Source organism: Ancylobacter polymorphus (assembly GCF_030813495.1).
GTDB lineage: Bacteria > Pseudomonadota > Alphaproteobacteria > Rhizobiales > Xanthobacteraceae > Ancylobacter > Ancylobacter polymorphus.
Map to the genome: position 1 here is coordinate 469293 of NZ_JAUSUI010000004.1, position 18982 is coordinate 488274.

General features: G+C 69.4%; 8 protein-coding genes and 1 pseudogene. 5 read left to right on the plus strand and 4 right to left on the minus strand.

Features of this window, described 5'->3' with window-relative positions:
• Positions 1 to 45 precede the first annotated feature (45 nt).
• From katG to J2S75_RS11890, 5 genes are all read left to right on the plus strand, one after another.
• A complete protein-coding gene (katG, locus tag J2S75_RS11870; RefSeq protein WP_307020055.1) occupies positions 46 to 2223 on the plus strand; it encodes a catalase/peroxidase HPI in 2178 nt (725 codons plus the stop codon).
• A 148-nt stretch (positions 2224 to 2371) separates the two neighbouring features.
• Positions 2372 to 3871, plus strand: a complete 1500-nt coding sequence (locus J2S75_RS11875; protein ID WP_307020056.1) for an FAD-dependent monooxygenase — start codon at positions 2372 to 2374, stop codon at positions 3869 to 3871.
• 121 nt (positions 3872 to 3992) lie between these two features.
• Positions 3993 to 5072 carry a recombinase RecA gene (recA, locus tag J2S75_RS11880; protein WP_307020057.1) on the plus strand — a complete coding sequence of 360 codons (1080 nt, stop codon included), beginning with the start codon at positions 3993 to 3995 and terminating at the stop codon, positions 5070 to 5072.
• 198 nt (positions 5073 to 5270) lie between these two features.
• The gene (gene alaS / locus J2S75_RS11885; protein ID WP_307020058.1) at positions 5271 to 7922 is read left to right on the plus strand and encodes an alanine--tRNA ligase; all 2652 of its coding nucleotides are present in this window, start codon (positions 5271 to 5273) and stop codon (positions 7920 to 7922) included.
• A gap of 30 nt (positions 7923 to 7952) precedes the next feature.
• Complete coding sequence (locus J2S75_RS11890) at positions 7953 to 9209, plus strand: cyclic nucleotide-gated ion channel (RefSeq protein ID WP_307020059.1); 1257 nt, start codon at positions 7953 to 7955, stop codon at positions 9207 to 9209.
• Positions 9210 to 9415: 206 nt separating this feature from the next.
• Here the strand turns inward: J2S75_RS11890 and J2S75_RS11895 are convergent, their stop codons facing one another.
• The 4 genes and pseudogenes from J2S75_RS11895 to J2S75_RS22470 form a co-directional block, all read right to left on the minus strand.
• Positions 9416 to 10174, minus strand: coding sequence for a SapC family protein (locus tag J2S75_RS11895; RefSeq protein WP_307020060.1), 759 nt, complete (start codon positions 10172 to 10174; stop codon positions 9416 to 9418).
• Positions 10175 to 10242: 68 nt separating this feature from the next.
• Positions 10243 to 10863 carry an invasion associated locus B family protein gene (locus J2S75_RS11900; RefSeq protein ID WP_307020061.1) on the minus strand — a complete coding sequence of 207 codons (621 nt, stop codon included), beginning with the start codon at positions 10861 to 10863 and terminating at the stop codon, positions 10243 to 10245.
• Between the two features lie 132 nt (positions 10864 to 10995).
• Positions 10996 to 18918: an autotransporter-associated beta strand repeat-containing protein gene (locus J2S75_RS11905; protein ID WP_307020062.1), complete on the minus strand. Its 7923-nt coding sequence runs from the start codon at positions 18916 to 18918 to the stop codon at positions 10996 to 10998.
• Positions 18919 to 18981: pseudogene (locus J2S75_RS22470) on the minus strand (autotransporter-associated beta strand repeat-containing protein); the annotation flags it as partial. It abuts the gene before it with no gap.
• Position 18982: the final 1 nt, after the last annotated feature.

The window sequence follows — 18982 nt, forward strand, 5'->3', positions numbered from 1 at the left end:
CGGGCGAAGCTCGCCGCCGGCCTCTTCTCACGATCGGAGACTGCAATGGACGACATCACGAACAGGCCGGCCGGCAAATGCCCGGTGATGCATGGCGCGATCACCGAAACCGGCACGTCGAACATGGATTGGTGGCCCAAGGCGCTCAATCTCGACATTCTCAGCCAGCACGACACCAAGACCAACCCGCTCGGCGAGCACTTCAATTACCGCGAGCAGGTGAAGACGCTCGATTTCGACGCGCTGAAGGCCGATATGCGCGCGCTGATGACCGACAGCCAGGAATGGTGGCCGGCGGACTGGGGCCATTATGGCGGTCTGATGATCCGCCTGTCCTGGCACGCGGCCGGCTCCTACCGTCTCGCCGACGGGCGCGGCGGCGGCGGCACCGGCGACCAGCGCTTCGCACCGCTCAATTCCTGGCCGGACAATGTGAGCCTCGACAAGGCCCGCCGCCTGCTGTGGCCGATCAAGAAGAAGTACGGCAACAAGGTGAGCTGGGCCGATCTGATCGTGCTCGCCGGCACCATCGCCTATGAGACGATGGGGCTGAAGACCTTCGGCTTCGGCTTCGGCCGCGCCGATGTGTGGCACCCCTCCAAGGACACCTATTGGGGTTCCGAGCGCGAGTGGCTGGCGCCGAGCGACAACCGCTACACCGATGTGAACGACCCTTCGACGATGGAGAACCCGCTTGCCGCCGTGCAGATGGGCCTCATCTACGTCAACCCGGAAGGCGTGAACGGCAAGCCGGACCCGCTGAAGACCGCCGCGCAGGTGCGCGAGACCTTCGCCCGCATGGCGATGAACGATGAAGAGACCGCCGCGCTCACCGCCGGCGGCCACACGGTCGGCAAGACCCATGGCAATGGCGACGCCAAGGCGCTGGGCCCCAACCCGGAAGCCGCCGCGCTGGAAGACCAGGGCATGGGCTGGTCCAACCCGAACCAGAACGGCCTCGCCAGCCGCGCCGTGACCTCCGGCCTCGAAGGCGCCTGGACGACGCACCCGACGAAGTTCGACATGGGCTTCTTCGAGATGCTGTTCGGCCATGAATGGGAGCTGCGCAAGAGCCCGGCCGGTGCCTGGCAGTGGGAGCCCATCGACATCAAGGAAGAGGACAAGCCGGTCGACGCCAGCGACCCCTCGATCCGCCACAACCCGATGATGACCGACGCCGACATGGCGATGAAGGTCGATCCGATCTACAACGCGATCTGCCAGAAGTTCATGGCCGATCCCGAATATTTCAAGGACACCTTCGCCCGCGCCTGGTTCAAGCTGACCCATCGCGACATGGGCCCGAAGGCCCGCTATATCGGCCCGGACGTGCCGGCCGAAGACCTGATCTGGCAGGACCCGGTTCCCGTCGGCCCCACGGACTATGACGTGACGGCGGTGAAGGCGAGGATCATCAATGCCGGCCTCACCATCAGTGAACTGGTGAGCACCGCCTGGGACAGCGCCCGCACCTATCGCGGTTCCGACATGCGCGGCGGCGCCAATGGCGCGCGCATCCGCCTCGCGCCGCAGAAGGACTGGGAAGGCAATGAGCCCGCCCGCCTCGCCAAGGTGCTCGGCGTGCTGGAAGGCATCGCGGCCGAGACCGGCGCCAGCCTGGCGGACGTGATCGTGCTCGGCGGCAATGTCGGCATCGAGCTGGCGGCCAAGGCGGCCGGCCATGATGTCTCCGTGCCGTTCGCGCCGGGCCGGGGCGATGCTACCGACGCCCAGACCGACGCGGATTCCTTCAGCGTGCTGGAGCCGCTGCATGACGGCTACCGCAACTGGCTGAAGAAGGACTATGTGGTCACCCCCGAGGAAATGCTGCTCGACCGCACCCAGCTGATGGGCCTGACCGCGCCGGAAATGACCGTGCTGGTGGGCGGTATGCGCGTGCTCGGCACCAATCATGGCGGGAGCAAGCATGGCGTGTTCACCGCCCGCGAAGGCGCGCTGACCAACGACTTCTTCATCAACCTCACCGACATGGCCTACAAATGGGCCCCGGTCGGCAACGGCATCTATGAACTGCGCGACCGCAAGACCGGCGCGGTGAAGTGGACCGCCACCCGTGTCGACCTGGTCTTCGGCTCGAACTCGATCCTGCGCGCCTATGCCGAGGTCTATGCCCAGGACGACGCGCAGGAGAAGTTCCTCAGCGACTTCGTCGCCGCCTGGACCAAGGTGATGAACGCCGACCGCTTCGATCTGGTGAAGTGATCGCCTGAGGCGCTTGCGCCCCGGACGTGCCCTCTCCGCCTATGGCGGGGAGGGGAGCCTGCTCCAAGGCCCGTTGCGCCCGGCGCGGCGGGCCTTTACTTTTGGCGCGCCGACAGCGCCGCGCGCCGTTGGGCCCGGGGGAACGCGCATGACCGACCGCCGTCCCGATCCCGTCCTCATCGCCGGTGCCGGCCCGGTCGGGCTGGTGATGGCGCTGGAACTGGCGCGCTACGGCGTGAAGGTGCGGATCGTCGACCCGATGACCGCGCGCGCCACCACCTCCCGCGCCGTGGCGATCTGGCCGCGCACGCTGGAGCTGCTGGACCGCGCCGGCGGCGACCTTTCCGCCGAGCTCATCGCCGGCGGCAACAAGGTGATTGCGGCCCATATGCTGGCCGATGGCAAGAGCCTCGCCCGCGTGCCGCTTGCCGAGATTGAGTCGCCCTATCCCTTCGTGCTGATGCTGCCGCAGAGCGAGACCGAGCGCATTCTGCTGCATCATCTGGAGGCGCGCGGCGTGCGGCCGGAACTGGCCACGGCGCTGGCGGACTTCACGCCGGACGAGGACGGCGTCACCGCCACGCTCCGCCGCGCCGACGGGCGGGAGGAGACCGCCCATTTCTCCGCGCTCATCGGCTGCGATGGTGCCCACAGCCCGGTGCGCCACCGGCTCGGCCTCGCTTTCGCCGGCGAGACGCTGGGCAGCGACTGGGCGCAGGGCGATTTTCATCTCGCCGGCATGCCGTTCCCGGTCGACGAATTCGCCACCTGCCTGCACAGGGACGGACCGGCGGTGCTGTTCCCGCTGGCGCCCGGGCGTTACCGCGTCATCATCGGCCTCGGCCCGTCCACGGCCCCTGCGGCGCCGCCACCGCCGGATATGGCCGGCTTTCAGGCGCTGCTCGACCGCCGCGGGCCGGGCGGCATCACCCTCACCGAGCCGCTGTGGACGACTTCCTTCCGCATCAATGAGCGGCAGGTCGAGAGCTACCGGGTAGGGCGCGTCTTTCTCGCCGGCGATGCCGCCCATGTGCACAGCCCCGCCGGCGGGCAGGGCATGAACACCGGCATGCAGGACGCGGTGAACCTCGCCTGGAAACTCGCTCTGGTGCTGCGCGGGCGCGCGACCTCCCCGCTGCTGCTCGACAGCTACGACCCGGAGCGGCGGGCAGTGGGGGCGGAGGTGATCGCCACCTCCGGCCGGCTGATCCGGCTCGGCACGCTCGGCAACCCGCTGGCGCGGCAGCTGCGCAACATCGTCATGCCCTTCGTGCTGGGCCTGGCGCCGGTGCGGCACGCCCTCGCCGGCGAACTGACCGAGATCGCGATCCACTACGCCGACAGCCCGCTTAACGGCGCTTCCTGGGGCGCCGGCCCGCGCGCCGGCATGCGGTCGGCGCCGCTGGCCGGGGAAGTGCCCTATGGCGCCGGCGATACGCCGCGCTTCACCCTGCGGCTCGGCGCCGGCGTGGCCCCGCCGCCGGACGATCTGCCCGGCGCGCTGATCGATCCGGTGATGCGCGCGAACCCGGTGCCCGGCGGCATCGAACTGGTGCGGCCGGATGGTTACCTCGCTCTGGCGGTGGCCGAGGGCGAATGGGAGCCGGTCGCCGCCTATCTCCGCCGTCTCGGCCCGGCGGAGAACTGACGGGCGTGGGGGCCTCGGTTTCGCAACGAGAACATATTGCGAACATCGAACAAACAGGGTACAAGTGCGGTAACGTCTGCCCCGCCGCCCTTTTCCCTTGCGCCCAGCCCGGAGCCCGGCAATGACTCAATCGACTCTACGACTCGTTGAAGGATCTTCCATGGACAAGTCCAAGGCGCTCGACGCCGCCCTGACCCAGATTGAGCGCCATTTCGGCAAGGGCTCGATCATGCGGCTGGGCAAGAACGACAAGATCATGGAGATCGAGACCGTCTCCACCGGCTCGCTCGGCCTCGACATTGCTCTGGGTATTGGCGGCCTGCCGCGCGGGCGCGTGATCGAGATTTTCGGGCCGGAATCCTCCGGCAAGACCACGCTCGCCCTGCACACCATTGCGGAAGCGCAGAAGAAGGGCGGGGTGTGCGCCTTCATCGACGCCGAGCATGCGCTGGACCCGATCTATGCCCGCAAGCTCGGCGTGGACCTCGACAATCTGCTGATCTCGCAACCCGATGCCGGCGAACAGGCGCTGGAGATCGCCGACACGCTGGTGCGCTCGGGCGCGGTGGACGTGCTGGTGGTGGATTCGGTCGCGGCCCTCACCCCGCGGGCGGAACTCGACGGCGAGATGGGCGACAACCAGCCGGGCATGCAGGCGCGGCTGATGAGCCAGGCGCTGCGCAAGCTCACCGCCTCGATCAACCGCTCCCACACCATGGTGATCTTCATCAACCAGATCCGCATGAAGATCGGCGTGATGTATGGCAGCCCGGAAACCACCACGGGCGGCAATGCGCTGAAATTCTACGCCTCTGTCCGCCTCGACATCCGCCGCATCGGCGCGATCAAGGAGCGCGAGGAGGTCGTCGGCAACCAGACCCGCGTCAAGGTGGTGAAGAACAAGCTGGCGCCGCCTTTCAAGCAGGTTGAGTTCGACATCATGTATGGTGAGGGCGTCTCCAAGATGGGCGAACTGATCGACCTCGGCGTCAAGGCCGGTGTGGTCGAGAAGTCCGGCGCATGGTTCTCCTATGACAGCCAGCGCCTCGGCCAGGGTCGCGAGAACGCCAAGACCTTCCTGCGCCAGCACCCCGAGGTTTCCGGGCGCATTGAGGCGACCATCCGGCAGAATGCCGGCCTCATCGCCGAGCAAATCCTCGCGGGTAGCGAAGAGAGCGAGGACGGCGACGACGCCGAGTGAGCCGCGACCGGGGTGGCGGTTGGCCTGCCTGCGGCATCTCCGGCTGTTGAGCGCCTGGACGGCAGCGGAGCGGGGACGACGCCCCGCTGCTTTCTGGACAAGGTGTTGATGCGTCGTTAGAACCGTTGCGCCCGCGCCGGTCGGTGCGGGTCGGCGCCCTTCGCGGCGCTGCTATCCAGCATCGGCGGACCCGGGTTCATGAGCGGCGTAAACGAGATTCGCGCGACCTTCCTCGACTATTTCGCCCGCAACGGGCACCAGGTGGTCGACTCCTCCCCGCTCGTGCCGCGCAACGACCCGACATTGATGTTCACCAATGCCGGCATGGTGCAGTTCAAGAACGTCTTCACCGGCATCGAGAAGCGACCCTATTCGCGCGCGGTCACCTCGCAGAAATGCGTTCGTGCCGGCGGCAAGCACAACGACCTCGACAATGTCGGCTATACCGCGCGGCATCACACCTTCTTCGAGATGCTCGGCAATTTCTCCTTTGGCGATTACTTCAAGGAGAACGCCATCGAGCTCGCGTGGAACCTGATCACCCGCGAATTCGAACTGCCGGTCGAGAAGCTGCTCGTCACCGTCTATCACGAGGATGACGAGGCGTTCGGGCTGTGGAAGCGCATTGCTGGCCTGCCGGACGAGCGCATCATCCGCATCGCGACGTCAGACAATTTCTGGCAGATGGGCGATACCGGCCCCTGCGGCCCGTGCTCCGAGATCTTCTTCGACCACGGCCCGCATATTGCCGGGGGCCCTCCCGGTTCGGCCGACGCGGATGGCGACCGTTTCATCGAGATCTGGAATCTCGTCTTCATGCAGTTCGAGCAACTGCCGGGCGGTGAGCGTGTGCGGCTGCCGCGCCCGTCCATTGATACCGGCATGGGGCTGGAGCGCATCTCCGCTGTGCTGCAGGGCACGCACGACAATTACGAGATCGACCTCATGCGCGCCCTGACCGGCGCCGTCGAGGAACTGACCGACGTGCCCGCCAACGGCCCGCAAAAGGCGAGCCACCGCGTGATCGCCGACCATCTGCGCGCCTCCACCTTCCTGGTGGCCGATGGCGTGCTGCCCTCCAATGAGGGCCGCGGCTATGTGCTGCGCCGCATCATGCGCCGCGCCATGCGCCACGCCCAGCTGCTCGGCGCCCGCGATCCGCTGATGCACCGCCTGGTGCCGATCCTGGTGCGTGAAATGGGCCGGGCCTTCCCGGAGATCGTGCGCGCCGAGGCGCTGGTGGCGGAGACGCTGCGGCTCGAGGAAACCCGCTTCCGCAAGACGCTGGAACGGGGCCTGTCCATCCTCGAAGCCGAGAGCGAGGGCCTGGAGGCCGGCGCGAAATTCTCCGGCGAAACCGCGTTCAAGCTCTACGACACGTTCGGCTTCCCGCTGGACCTCACCGAGGATGCGCTGCGCGCGCGCGGCGTCGGCGTCGATGTCGAGGCGTTCAACACCGCCATGGCGCGGCAGAAGGCCGAGGCCCGCGCCTCCTGGTCCGGCTCGGGCGAGGCGGCGACCGACACGGTGTGGTTCGCGGTGCGCGAGGATGCCGGGGCGACCGAGTTCCTCGGCTATGACACGACGAGCGCCGAGGGCACGGTGACGGCGCTTGTCGCCGAGGGGCGGCAGGTCGCGGAGCTGGGTGCCGGCGCCACCGGCCTTGTGGTGCTGAACCAGACGCCGTTCTACGGCGAATCCGGCGGCCAGACCGGCGATACCGGCATGTTTACCGGCGAGGACGGGCTCAAGGTCCGTGTCACCGGCACGCAGAAGAAGCTCGGCGACGTGTTCGTGCATGAGGTCACGGTCGAGAGCGGCACGCTCAAGGTCGGCAGCGCGCTGGCGCTCACTGTCGACGCCGAGCGCCGCCAGGCGATCCGCGCCAATCATTCGGCCACCCATCTGCTGCACGAGGCGCTGCGCCGCGTGCTCGGCGACCATGTGGCGCAGAAGGGCTCGCTGGTCGCGCCGGATCGGCTGCGCTTCGACTTCTCGCACCCCAAGCCGGTGGAAGCGGATGAACTGCGGCAGGTCGAGGACCTCGCCAACCGCATCGTGCTGCGCAACGAGCCGGTGGTGACCCGCCTGATGGCGGTGGATGATGCCATCGCCTCCGGCGCGCGGGCGCTGTTCGGCGAGAAATATGGCGAGGAGGTCCGCGTCGTCAGCATGGGCACCGATCCCGGCAATGGCGCGCCCTATTCGATCGAGCTGTGCGGCGGCACCCATGTCGGGCGCACGGGCGATATCGGCGTCATCAGCCTGGTCAGCGAAAGCGCCGTCGGTGCCGGGGTGCGCCGGGTCGAGGCGATGACCGGCGATGCCGCCCGCCATGCGCTGACCGCCGATCGCCAGGCGCTGCAGGGCGCGGCGGCGCTGCTGAAGGCGCCGGTGGCTGAAGTGGAAGCCCGTCTCGCCCTTCTGGTCGAGGAACGCCGCAAGCTCGAGCGCGAGCTGGGCGAGGCGCGGCGCAAGCTGGCCATGGGCGGCGGGGCCGGGGCGGAAGAGCCCGTGCGCAGCGTCGGCGACGTCAAGCTGCTGGCGCGGGAAGTCACCGGCATCGAGCCCAAGGATCTCAAGAGCCTGGTCGATGAGGGCAAGAAGCGCATCGGTTCCGGCGTGGTGGCCATTGTCGGTGTCACCGAGGATGGCCGCGCCGGGCTGGTGGTCGGCGTCACCGAGGATCTGACCGGGCGTTTCGACGCGGTGGCGCTGGTGCGGCGCGGCGCCGAGGCGCTGGGCGGCAAGGGCGGCGGCGGGCGACCGGACATGGCGCAGGCGGGCGGGCCCGACGGCGCCCGGGCGGCGGAGGCGCTGGCGGCGATCGAGAGCGCGCTCGCCGGCTGATCGCGCCGAGGGGCGGGGGAGTGGCCGGAGATGGCGGCGCGCAGACACGAGCCCGGCGGGTCGACGGCGTCGCTGTGGCGCGCGCGGCGGCGGCGCTGCTACGAGATATTGGAGCGCGACGCCGCGCATGACCGCACAGCGCACCGGGTCGAAATCGGCCTGATCGTGCTGGTGGTGCTCAACGTCATCGTCGCCGTGCTGGAGACGGTGCCGAGCCTGTATCTGCGGGACTACCGCGCCTTTCTCGGCTTCGAGCGGCTGTCCCTGCTGGTTTTCGCGCTCGAATATGCGCTTCGTCTCTGGGTGGCGCCGGAGAATCCGCGCTATCGCGGTCTCACGCCGTTGCGGGCGCGGCTGCGCTACGCGCGCACCGCGGTGGCGATTGTCGATCTCATTGCCTGGCTTCCCTTCGTGCTGTCGGCGGCCCTCGGGGTCAATCTCGTCACGCTGGCGATTTTCCGCCTGCTGCGTTTCATCAAGCTGGTGCGCTATTCGCCCGGCATGCAGTCGCTGCTCGAAGTGCTGCATCGCGAGAGTCAGGCGCTGATGGCGTGCTTCTGGCTGCTGTCCGCCGCCGTGCTCGTCGCCGCCTCGGCGATGTATGTCGCGGAAGGCCATGTTCAGCCCGAGCATCTCGGCTCGATTCCGGCGGCGATGTGGTGGGCCATGGCGACGGTGACCACGGTCGGTTATGGCGATGTCTATCCCGTCACCGTCCCCGGCCGGATCATCGCCAGCCTGACCATGGTCACCGGCATCGTGATGATCGCCCTGCCGGTCGGCATCATCGCCACGTCCTTCGTCGATGTGATCAAGCGCCGCGACTTCGTCATCACCTGGGGCATGGTGGCGCGCGTGCCGCTGTTCGCCGATCTCGACGCGTCCGGCATTGGCGAGATCCACAAAATGCTCTCCGCCCATACCGCGCAACCCGGCGAGGTGATCGCCCGTCGCGGCGAGGTGGCGCGCTCCATGTACTTCATCGCCTCGGGCGAGGTGGAACTGGAATTCGCCGACAGCGTGCATGTGCTGGGCGAGGGGCAGTTCTTCGGCGAGATGGCGCTGCTGCACCAGACGCACCGCGCCGCCACGGCGCGGGCGCGCGGGCGCTGCATGCTGCTGATTCTGGAAGCGGAATCGCTGGCGGAGGTGATCCGCCGACATCCGGAGATCGGCAAGCGCATCCGAGCCATGGCCAAGGACGAGGAAGGCCCGCATCCGGTGCGGCGCAGCGCCGACATCGCCAATGATGAACTCGCTGAGCCACCGGCGCCCGAGGGCGCATAGGCCGGGCAGTTCCGCGAAAAGCCGGGGGACCGAGGGCGCGTTCGCATCAAGACGGAGCGGGTCTTCGGCATCGTCATGCCGGGGCCGGTCCCATCAATGACCCATCGCGCATGGGTACGCGCTCCCGTCCGACACGCGAGGCGGCGTGCGAGACGCTGTGCGGCCGGCGGCGCTGCCGTGGCGCGCCGCCGCTCCGCCGAAGCGCCTCAGGCCGCCGGGAAAGCGCGGGCGACGAGGCCGCGCCAGGCCTGCTGCGAGGCGAGGTGGAGGACGATGAGGTCCGTCCAGCCATTGATGTGGAACGTCTCCAGCGTCGGGCCGGAAAGCGCGCGGAAGGCCGCTTCATCGACCAGGCGGAAGCCCTGGATCAGCTTCTCCGTCCCATCCGGAAGGGTGACGCGGGCCTCGCGGCCGGTCAGCAGGTTTTCGGATTCGAGGGCGGCGGCGAAGGCGCGCGTGCGCTCGTGCTCGACCGCGTACGCCTCGCAAAAGGCGATGGCGGCGGTCGCGACCTCGGTCGCCTTGCCGTCTTCGTTGAAGAGCGGGCGGGCGCCGTCGCGCACCGCGTCGGTCGTCACGTGGGGGGCGGAAAGGTCCACGCCCAGCAGGATCGCCTCACCCTCGCCCGGCGTCATGCCGATGAAGGGGTAGCGGCGCACATAGCTCGGCACATAGTCGCCTTCCGTCCAGCTCCCTTCCGCGCGCACGAACAGGTTCTGACCAGCGGTGAGCCCGGTCACCGCCAGCGGCGCGGCGCCCTCGTCGGTCGCGAACACGATGGGATAGCTGCGCTGGACGTGAACGAACTCGCTCGCCACCAGCGGGATCGCCGTCGCCGCCCGGGCGAAGCCGAAATCCACGCCCTCGCGCAGACCGATCAGGCGATGGTCAGGGAAGCGCAGAAGCGCGGGGGAGCCGTAAAAGGGCGGAAGCCCGGGAGCAGGAATAGGCGTGCCGGCCGACATGGGAAGAGCTTTCGTGAAGAGGAAGGAGCGCCGCAGCCGGGCCGGCTGCGGCCTTCGGTGGGCAGGGGTCAGGGCTTGAGGCTGGCGTCGAGCGCGGGCGCGAAGCCCTTGAACGACACCGGCAGGGTGACGGGACGCTGGGCGCCGTCCTGGAAGGTGAAGCTGCCCGCCTCGGCGGTGGTCTTCATGGTCTGCACCATGGCGGCGTCGAGCTGGGCTTCGGCGACGCAGACCTGCGCGCAGCGCTTATATTCGAGGTCGAGCTCCTTGCCGTTCTCGCCGATCTTCAGCGAGATCCCGGCCGGCAGCCACACGCCCTGCGGCACCTGGATGAGGATGATCATCGGCGACTTCGGGTCGGCGCGACCGACGGCGATGGTGGCGACGAGGCCCTGGCCCTGCACCTGCAGCTTCTGGATCACTTCGCAGGCGCGGGGCTGGTCGGTCGGGGTGACGCAGCGCATCAGCCAGTCCTGATAGGTCGCGGTGGTCTCGACCGGCTGCGACGCATCCCCTGCGGCCGCCGCGGGTGCCGCTGCCGCCGGACGGGCGGCGGCGGGCGCCGCCGGGCGAGGCTGGGTCGCCTGGGCCGGAGCCTGGGCGGTCGTGAACTGCTGCGCCTGCGCGGGCCCAGCGATAAGCGCGCCGGCCATCAGGGCGGCGCCGAGCATTTTCAGGCTCGCATGCATGTCTCTGCTCTTTCTTGAACGCGAGGGAAGGGATGTGAGCGACGCCGGCCGCGGCTGCGGCACGGCGACGCCGTGTGAGGAAGCCGGTTCGGCGGCGACGCGAGGCGGCTGGCGCAAGTCTGCGGCATCCGGTCAGAACCTCACCGAGAACTGGGCACTGAAGGCGTTCTGGCTCGCCTGCGCGGCGATCTGCCCAGCATAGTTCAGCTGGAGCGTGACCGTATCGGACAGGCCATAGGCGAGGCCGGCGCCGACGAGCAGCGTGTCCTGCGCGATCGGCACGCCCTGGATCTCGAAGGGCGTGGTGCCGGACAGGAAGCGCATGGTCGCCGTCGAGTCCGTGTCGCCGAAAGCGTGCTGCCAGCCGAGCGTCGCGCTCGGCGTCACGGTGCGACCGCCCCAATCGAAGGAGGTCGCCATCCGCGCGCCCACCGTGGAGTAGAACGTGTCCTGCCCGGCGACATCGACCGCGAGCCCCGCCGCGTCGAGCCAGCTCTCGCTGGCCGACCCGCCGGCCACGCCGACATAGGCGAGACCGACGAAGGGCTCGATCTCGTAGCCGGCATAGGCCATGCGATAGCCGGCCTCGCCGAAGATCTGCGTGGTGCCGACCATGTAGCTCGCGCTCTCCTGTTCGGCGAAGCCGGGGAAGGCCACGGTACGCTCCACATCGATATCATGCCAGCTGTAGGAGGCACCGCCGCGCAGGCCGAGGGCACCGAACTGCGCGCCGAGATAGACGCCCAGATCGACATTGTCCATCGAGCCGGACGAGGAGCGACCGTCGACGGCGAAGGTCGAGCGGCTGTAACCCGTCACCACACCGGCACGCACATTGTCGGCGATGGCCGCGTCGACGCCGCCGAGGAAGCCGCCGATCGAGGAGGAGATGGTCGCCGCATTGCCATTGCCGAAGGCATCGCCCCAGGCGCCGTAGCCCTGCGCCCACAGCGTGGGGGCGAGGTCGCGGCTGAGCGCCGCCGTGGCCGGGCCCGCCGCCTTGGCGGCATAGCCGAGCGCGCTCGTGCCCGTGCTCATATCCGCCTGGCGCAGACGGGCGCCGACCGCGTCGCGCAGATAGACGCTCTCCTGCTGGATCACGGTGTTGATCGACGGGTAGATTTCGCCGGTCAGCTGGTTCAGCGCCGGGGCCACCGCGCTGTCGGGCAGCATCAGCAGCGCCTCGAACACCGCATTGCCCTCGCCCAGCGCCTGCGCCGCCACTGCGACATGGGCCTGGTTCGGCGTCTGCGCGTAATCGACGAATTCGGCGCCGCTATAGACGAGGTCCAGATAGACATTGTGCAGGTCGTAGGTCAGCGTCGGCCGCAGGAAGGCGAAGTTCGAGCTGACCGTACCGAACGTGCCCGTCACGGTGCCAGAGGTGGTGAGGATGGTGACCTGGCTCTGGCGGTCATAGGTGCCCGCCGTCGCCACCACCTTCACGCTCGCCCCCGAGGAGATCGTGACATTGCCGGAGGCGACGATGAGGTCATGCGCGCCCTCCGGCGTCACATCGACGGAATAGATTGAGCCGCTGTTGAAGGCCACCGGGCCGTTGACCGTCAGGGTGCCCGGCGAATAGCCGGGCGCCACCACGCCGCCGCTGTTGACGGTGAGGCCGGCAATGGTCGCCGAGCCGCCCAGCACGCCGCCGGCATTCACCACGAAGGTGGCCGTCGTCGTCGATCCCGCCACCAGCGCGGTCGTCGAGTTCTGCAGTGTCACCTGACCCGAATAGGACGAGCCGAACACGGCGGTGCCGCCGCCGGTGAGGGTTAGCGTGCCGTTGCCGCTGATGGCGCCGGTGATGGTGTAGGTGTCGGAGCGGTTGAACACCAGATTGGCATTGTTGACGATGTCGCCGGCCACCGAGCCGGTGGTGCCGCCATTGCCGATCTGCAGCGTGCCGGCGGAAATGGTGGTGGTGCCGGTATAGGTGTTGTTCGCCGTCAGGATCAGCGTGCCGGTGCCGGTCTTCTCCAGATCGCCGCCGCCCGAGACGACGCCCGAGACGGTCAGCGTCGTGCCGCTATCCACCGCGATCGTCGCGTCGGACGGCGAGGACAGCGCCGTCGACAGCACCACGCCGCTGGCGAGGGTGAAGGTGCCGCTGGCCTGCAGCGTCGCCCCGCGCTCGATGGTGAGCCCGCCCGTGCCCAGGCCCTGCGCGGTGAGCACGCGCAGCGTGCCCGCGCCGATGGTGGTGCCGCCGGAATAGCTGTTGCTGCCTGCGAGCGTGAGCACGCCCAAACCGTTCTGCGTCACCGTGCCGGTGCCGGAGATCGCCCCGGCGAAGCTGGTGTCGGCGGAGAGGTCGAACACCAGCGCGGCATTGTTGGTGATGTCGCCGAGGATCGAGCCGGTGGCGCCGCCATCGCCGATCTGCAGCGTACCCGCCGAGATGGTGGTGCCGCCGGTGTAGCTGCTCGCTCCCGTGAGGATCAGCGTGCCGCGATCGGTCTTTTCCATGCCCACCGAGCCGGTGAGGGCGCTGGCAATGGTCGCCACCGTCGCGGCGCCCGCGTCGGTGCCGTCGCCGACGCGGATCGTCGCCTTCTCGGTGCCGGTCAGTTCGATCGATCCGCCGGTCACGAGATAGCCGCTGGTGACGAACTGCATCCCGCTGGCGCTGACCTGACCGGAGCCATTGTCCACCGTCACCGTGCCGGCCGTGCCCTGGAACACGGCGAAGCCGCCATTCCAGGCCTGCGAGATGGTGCCCGATGCGTTGGTCCAATTGGTCGCGGCGCCCGCCGTCCAGGTGCCCGTGCCGCCATTGACGGACTGCGACGGCGTGGTGGTCGAGCCGTTCCAGAACTGGATCGGGGCGTCCGCGCCCTCGACGATGAGATTCACCTCGCCCGCCACCGAGGTCTGCACCCCGCCGGCGAACCCGCCGGTGAGCGGCGCCACCACCATGCCATTGTCGGTGAGGCTGCCCGTATAGGTGATGAAGCGGTAGACACCCGCGCCGAAGCCCGCTTCCTGGGTGACGTTCAGCGTGCCGTTCAGCGTCACATCGCCGTTCACCGTGAACACGTCGCCATCCGTGGTCAGGCCGAGCGCGATATCCACATTGGCGCCGGCCTGGAGGTCGAGCCCGCCCATGGTCAGCGCGTCCGCCTGCGCCCCGGTGAGCGTGCCGCCGGCCAGCACCTGGACGGTGCCCGCCACTGTGCCATCGCCCGAGAGCGTCGCCCCGCTCTCCACCGTCGCGCCGCCGGCGACGCTGCCGGTCAGAGCCAGCGTGCCGCCGGAGACGGTGGTCGTGCCGGTATAGGTGTTGGCGCCGCTCAGCGTCAGCGTGCCGGTGCCGGTCTTGCCGAAGCCGCCCGTGCCCGACAGCACACCGGAGAAGCTGGTGGAGCTGTTGTCGCTGCCCACCGTCAGGCTGGCCGCGTTCATCTGCACGTTGCCGGCGCCGCTCAGCGCGCCAAGCGCCTTGGTGCCGGTCATCTGCAGATCGAGGATCGCCCCCGCCGCCACCGTCACGGTGCTGCCAGTCGCCAGCGCGCCGGAGCCGTCCGCAACCAGCGTGCCGGCGTCGACCTGCAGAGTCGCCGCGCCATTGCTGCCGCTCAGGGTCAGCGTGCCCGCCCCCTGCTTGATCAGCCCGCCCGTGCCGGTGATCGCGCCGGAGAAGGTGGTCGTCGTACCGTCGCCGCCGCTGGTGAGGACGTTGCTGCCGAGGGACAGCGTGCCCGCACCGGCGAGCGAGCCCACCGTCTCGTTGGCATCGCCGAGCGCAAGCGTCGCGCCCGCGTCGATGGTCAGGCGTCCGCCATCGGCCAGCGCCGCGCCGCCCATCAGCTGCAGCGTGCCGGCGGCGACAGTGGTGCCGCCGGTGTAGGTATTGCTGCCGGAAAGGATCAGCGTGCCGCTGCCGTTCTGGGCGAGCGAGCCGCTGCCGGAGATGGCGCCGGCGAAGGTCACCTCGTCGCTGCGGTTGAAGGCGAGGGCGGCATTATTGGTGACGTTGCCGGCCAACGCGCCTGACGTGCCGCCATTGCCGATCTGCAGCGTGCCGGCGGCGACAGTGGTGCCGCCGGAATGGGTGGCGGCACCGGTGAGGATCAGCGTGCCGCTGCCGTTCTGGGCCAGCGTGCCCGCGCCGGAAATGGCGCCGGCAAAGGTCACCTCATCGGTGCGGTTGAAGACGAGGCCCGCGCCGGAGGCGAGGGCGACATCGCCGCCGATCGCGCCCGTGGTGCCGGCATTGCCGATCTGCAGCGTGCCGCCGGTGACCGTGGTGCCGCCGGTATAGATGTTGGCGCCGGTGAGGATCAGCGTGCCGAGATCGGTCTTCTCAAGGCCGGTCGAGCCGGCGAGCACCGAGCCGATGGTGGCGCTGTAGCCGGCGCCGTCATCGGTTCCATCGCCGACGCGCACCGGCGTCTTGCCGGAGGCCGCCGCGAGGGTGATCGTCCCGCCGGAGACGGTGTAGCCGTCGACCATGAACTGCAGGCCGGTCGCCGATACCGTGCCGTCGACCGTCACCGTGCCGGCCGTGCCGGCGAAGGCGGCGAAGCCGCCGTTCCAGGCGCGCGACTGGTTGAGCGACGAGGTCAGCCAGTTGGTCTCTGTCGGGCTCGCCGTCCAGGTGCCGTTGCCGCCCTGGATGGTGCCGCCCGCCGTGGTGGTGCTGCCGTTCCAGTACAGCATCTCGCCGCTCAGCACGGCAAGATTGACCTGACCCGGGGCGAGCTGGATCTCATAGGCGAAATCGGTCGGCGTGGTGCCGAGCACCAGCCCGTTATTGGCCGCCAGCGTGGTGTAGTCGATGATGCGGTAGACACCGACGGCCATCCCGCCGCCATTGGTCACATTGAGCACGCCGTCCAGCGTCAGCGTGCCGGTGGAGATGACGCCGCCGCTTCCCGGCGCGCCGAGCACGACATCGACATTGGCGCTGCCGGAGAGCACCAGCGCGCTCATGGACAGGCCATAATCTCCGGCGGTGGCGCCGGCGCCGGCGCGCAGCGTGCCGCCATCGGCGATGGTGACGGTGCCGGCGATGGTCCCGCCCGCCGTGCCGTCGGTCGCGCCCTGCAGCGTGGCGCCGGACGTCACCTCGACATCGCTGGCGAGGCTGACGCCGCCACCGAGGGCGAGCGTGCCGGCGGAGACGGTGGTGCCGGCGCCGGCGCTGTTGGCGCCGGTGAGGCTCAGCGTGCCGGCCCCGCGCTTGTCCAGCGCACCGGTGCCGGTGATGGCGCCACCGGCCGTCATGTCGTCGGAACGGTCGAAGACCAGCGTGCCGCTATTGGCGATGGCGCCGGCAATGGAGCCCGTGATGCCGCCATTGCCGACCTGCAGCGTGCCGGCGGAAATGGTGGTGGTGCCGGTGTAGTCGTTGCTGCCGGAGAGGATGAGCGTCCCGGCGCCGGTCTTGGTCAGGCCGCCATCGCCGGTGAGGACGCCGGAGAGGGTGAGCGTGGTGGCGCTGTCGGTGCTGAACGTGCCGCCACCGGAGAGCGTCACGCCGCGACCGGAGGCGAAGGTCGCGGTCGTCGCCAGCGTGGCATTGGCGAGGGTGAGCCCGCCGTTCGCGTCGCCGAGATTGGCGTCGGCCGCGATGGACAGCGTGCCCGCCGAGATTGTGGTGCCGCCGGTGTAGGTGTTGCTGCCGGAGAGGATGAGCGTGCCGGCGCCGGTCTTGGTCAGGCCGCCATCGCCGGTGAGGACGCCGGAGAGGGTGAGGGTGGTGGCGCTGTCGGTGCTGATCGTGCCGCCACTGGCGAGCGTCACGCCGCGCGCGGAGGCGAAGGTCGCGGTCGTCGCCAGCGTGGCCCCGTTGAGGGTGAGCACGCCCTCCTCGTCGCCGAGATTGGCATCGGCCGAGATCGACAGCGTGCCGGCGGAGATCGTCGTGCCGCCGCCATAGGTATTGGCGCCCGAGAGCACCAGCGTGCCGTCGCCGGCCTTGGTCAGGCCGCCATCGCCGGTGAGGACACCGGAGAGGGTGAGGGTGGTGGCGGTGTCAGTGCTGATCGTGCCGCCGCCGGCGAGCGTCACGCCGCGCGCGGAGGCGAAGGTCGCGGTCGTCGCCAGCGTGGCCCCGTTGAGGGTGAGGTCGCCCTCCTCATCGCCGAGATTGGCGTCGGCCGCGATGGACAGCGTGCCCGCCGAGACAATGGTGTCGCCGGTGTAGTCGTTGCTGCCCGAGAGCACGAGCGTGCCGGCGCCGGTCTTGGTCAGGCCGTCCTCGCCGGTGACGACACCGGAGAGGGTGAGGGTGGTGCTCTCCGCCGTGCTGAACGTGCCACCACCGGAGAGCGTCACGCCGCGACCGGAGGCGAAGGTCGCGGTCGTCGCCAGCGTGGCGCCATTGAGGGTGAGGTCGCCCTCCTCATCGCCGAGATTGGCGTCGGCCGAGATGGACAGCGTACCCGCCGAGATGGTGGTGCCGCCGGTGTAGGTGTTGGTGCCGGAGAGCACCAGCGTCCCGGCGCCGGCCTTGGTCAGGCCGCCATCGCCGGTGAGGAAGCCGGAGAGGGTGAGCGTGGTGGCGCTGTCGGTGCTGATCGTGCCGCCACTGGCGAGCGTCACGCCGCGCGCGGAGGCGAAGGTCGCGGTCGTCGCCAGCGTGGCGCCCGAGAGCGTCAGCCCGCCCTCCTCGTCGCCGAGATTGGCGTCGGCCGCGATCGACAGCGTGCCGGCGGAGATCGTCGTGCCGCCGCCATAGGTATTGGCGCCCGAGAGCACCAGCGTGCCGGTGCCGGTCTTGGTGAGGCCGTCCGTGCCGGCCAGGGTCACGGCGAGCGTGGCCGTTCCGTCATCCACCTTGATGAAGGGGGCGCTGGCATCGGCCTGCGTCACCAGGGTCAGGGTCTGGGCGCCGGTGAGCTGATAGCCGTCCACCGCGAATTGCAGCCCGCTGGCGCTGATCGCGCTGCCGAGCGTCACCTCACCGGCGGTGCCGTTGAAGATGGCGAGGCCGCCCTGGATCCAGGACGCGGCGATGGTGCCGTCGACATTGGTCCAGTTGGCGGTCGCCGCGTTCCAGGTGCCGTTGCCGCCGGTAATGGTGCCGCTGCCGGCGGTGCCGGCGCCGTTCCACCACTGGGTGGAGACGCCGTCGACGATGGCGATCAGATTGACCTGGCCGGCAACCGAGGTCTGGATCACGCTGTTCGACAGCGAGGCGGGTACGCCTTCCAGCGTGAGCCCGTCGCCTTCCAGGGTGAGGGTGCCGGCATAGTCGATCAGCCGGTAGCTGCCGGCGGCGAAGCTGCCGCCGCCATTGACGGTGACGAGGCCGCCCGAGAGCGTGAGGTCGCCGGTGACAGTGATGCGGTCGTTGAGCGTGCTGTCGGGATCGTTGGCCACGGCCAGGTTGAAGGCCAGGGTGGCGCCGGAGCCGACGGAGAGATTGCCGCCGATGGACAGTTTGCCGGCGGTGCTGGCGGTGCCGGGCGTGAGGGTGGCGCCGGTGGCGAGGGTGACGTTGCCGCCGAGGCTGCCGCTGCCGGCGAGGGTGGCGCCGCTCGCCACCGAGGCCGCCCCGGCGACGCTGCCATCGACCTGCAGCGTACCCGCCGAGACGGTGGTGCCGCCGGTGTAGTCGTTGCTGCCGGAGAGGATGAGCGTGCCGGCGCCGGTCTTGGTCAGGCCGCCATCGCCGGTGAGGACACCGGAGAGGGTGAGGGTGGTGGCGGTATCGGTGCTGACCGTGCCGCCACCGGAGAGCGTCACGCCGCGACCGGAGGCGAAGGTCGCGGTCGTCGCCAGCGTGGCCCCGTTGAGGGTGAGGTCGCCGTTCGCGTCGCCGAGATTGCTATCGGCGCCGATCTGCAGCGTGCCGGCCGAGACCGTCGTACCGTCGGTGTAGTCATTGCTACCGGAGAGGATGAGCGTGCCGGCGCCGGTCTTGGTCAGGCCGCCATCGCCGGTGAGGACACCGGAGAGGGTGAGGGTGGTGGCGGTATCGGTGCTGAAGGTGCCGGCGCCTGTGAGCGTGACGCTGCGTCCCGAGGCGAAGGTGGCGGTGGTCTTGAGCGTGCCGCCGTCGAAGGTCAGGTCGCCATAACCCAGCTTGTCTTCGCTGGACACCTGCAGCGTGCCGGCGTTCAGCTCGGTACCGCCTTCATAGGTGTTGTCTTCGGTGAGAACCAGC

Excerpts from the sequence above, each read along its gene's own strand:
- J2S75_RS11900 (WP_307020061.1), bottom strand. The coding sequence starts at position 10,863 with ATGCATGCGAGCCTGAAAATGCTCGGCGCCGCCCTGATGGCCGGCGCG.
- katG (WP_307020055.1), top strand. The coding sequence starts at position 46 with ATGGACGACATCACGAACAGGCCGGCCGGCAAATGCCCGGTGATGCAT.
- J2S75_RS11875 (WP_307020056.1), top strand. The coding sequence starts at position 2,372 with ATGACCGACCGCCGTCCCGATCCCGTCCTCATCGCCGGTGCCGGCCCG.
- alaS (WP_307020058.1), top strand. The coding sequence starts at position 5,271 with ATGAGCGGCGTAAACGAGATTCGCGCGACCTTCCTCGACTATTTCGCC.
- J2S75_RS11895 (WP_307020060.1), bottom strand. The coding sequence starts at position 10,174 with ATGTCGGCCGGCACGCCTATTCCTGCTCCCGGGCTTCCGCCCTTTTAC.
- J2S75_RS11890 (WP_307020059.1), top strand. The coding sequence starts at position 7,953 with ATGGCGGCGCGCAGACACGAGCCCGGCGGGTCGACGGCGTCGCTGTGG.
- recA (WP_307020057.1), top strand. The coding sequence starts at position 3,993 with ATGACTCAATCGACTCTACGACTCGTTGAAGGATCTTCCATGGACAAG.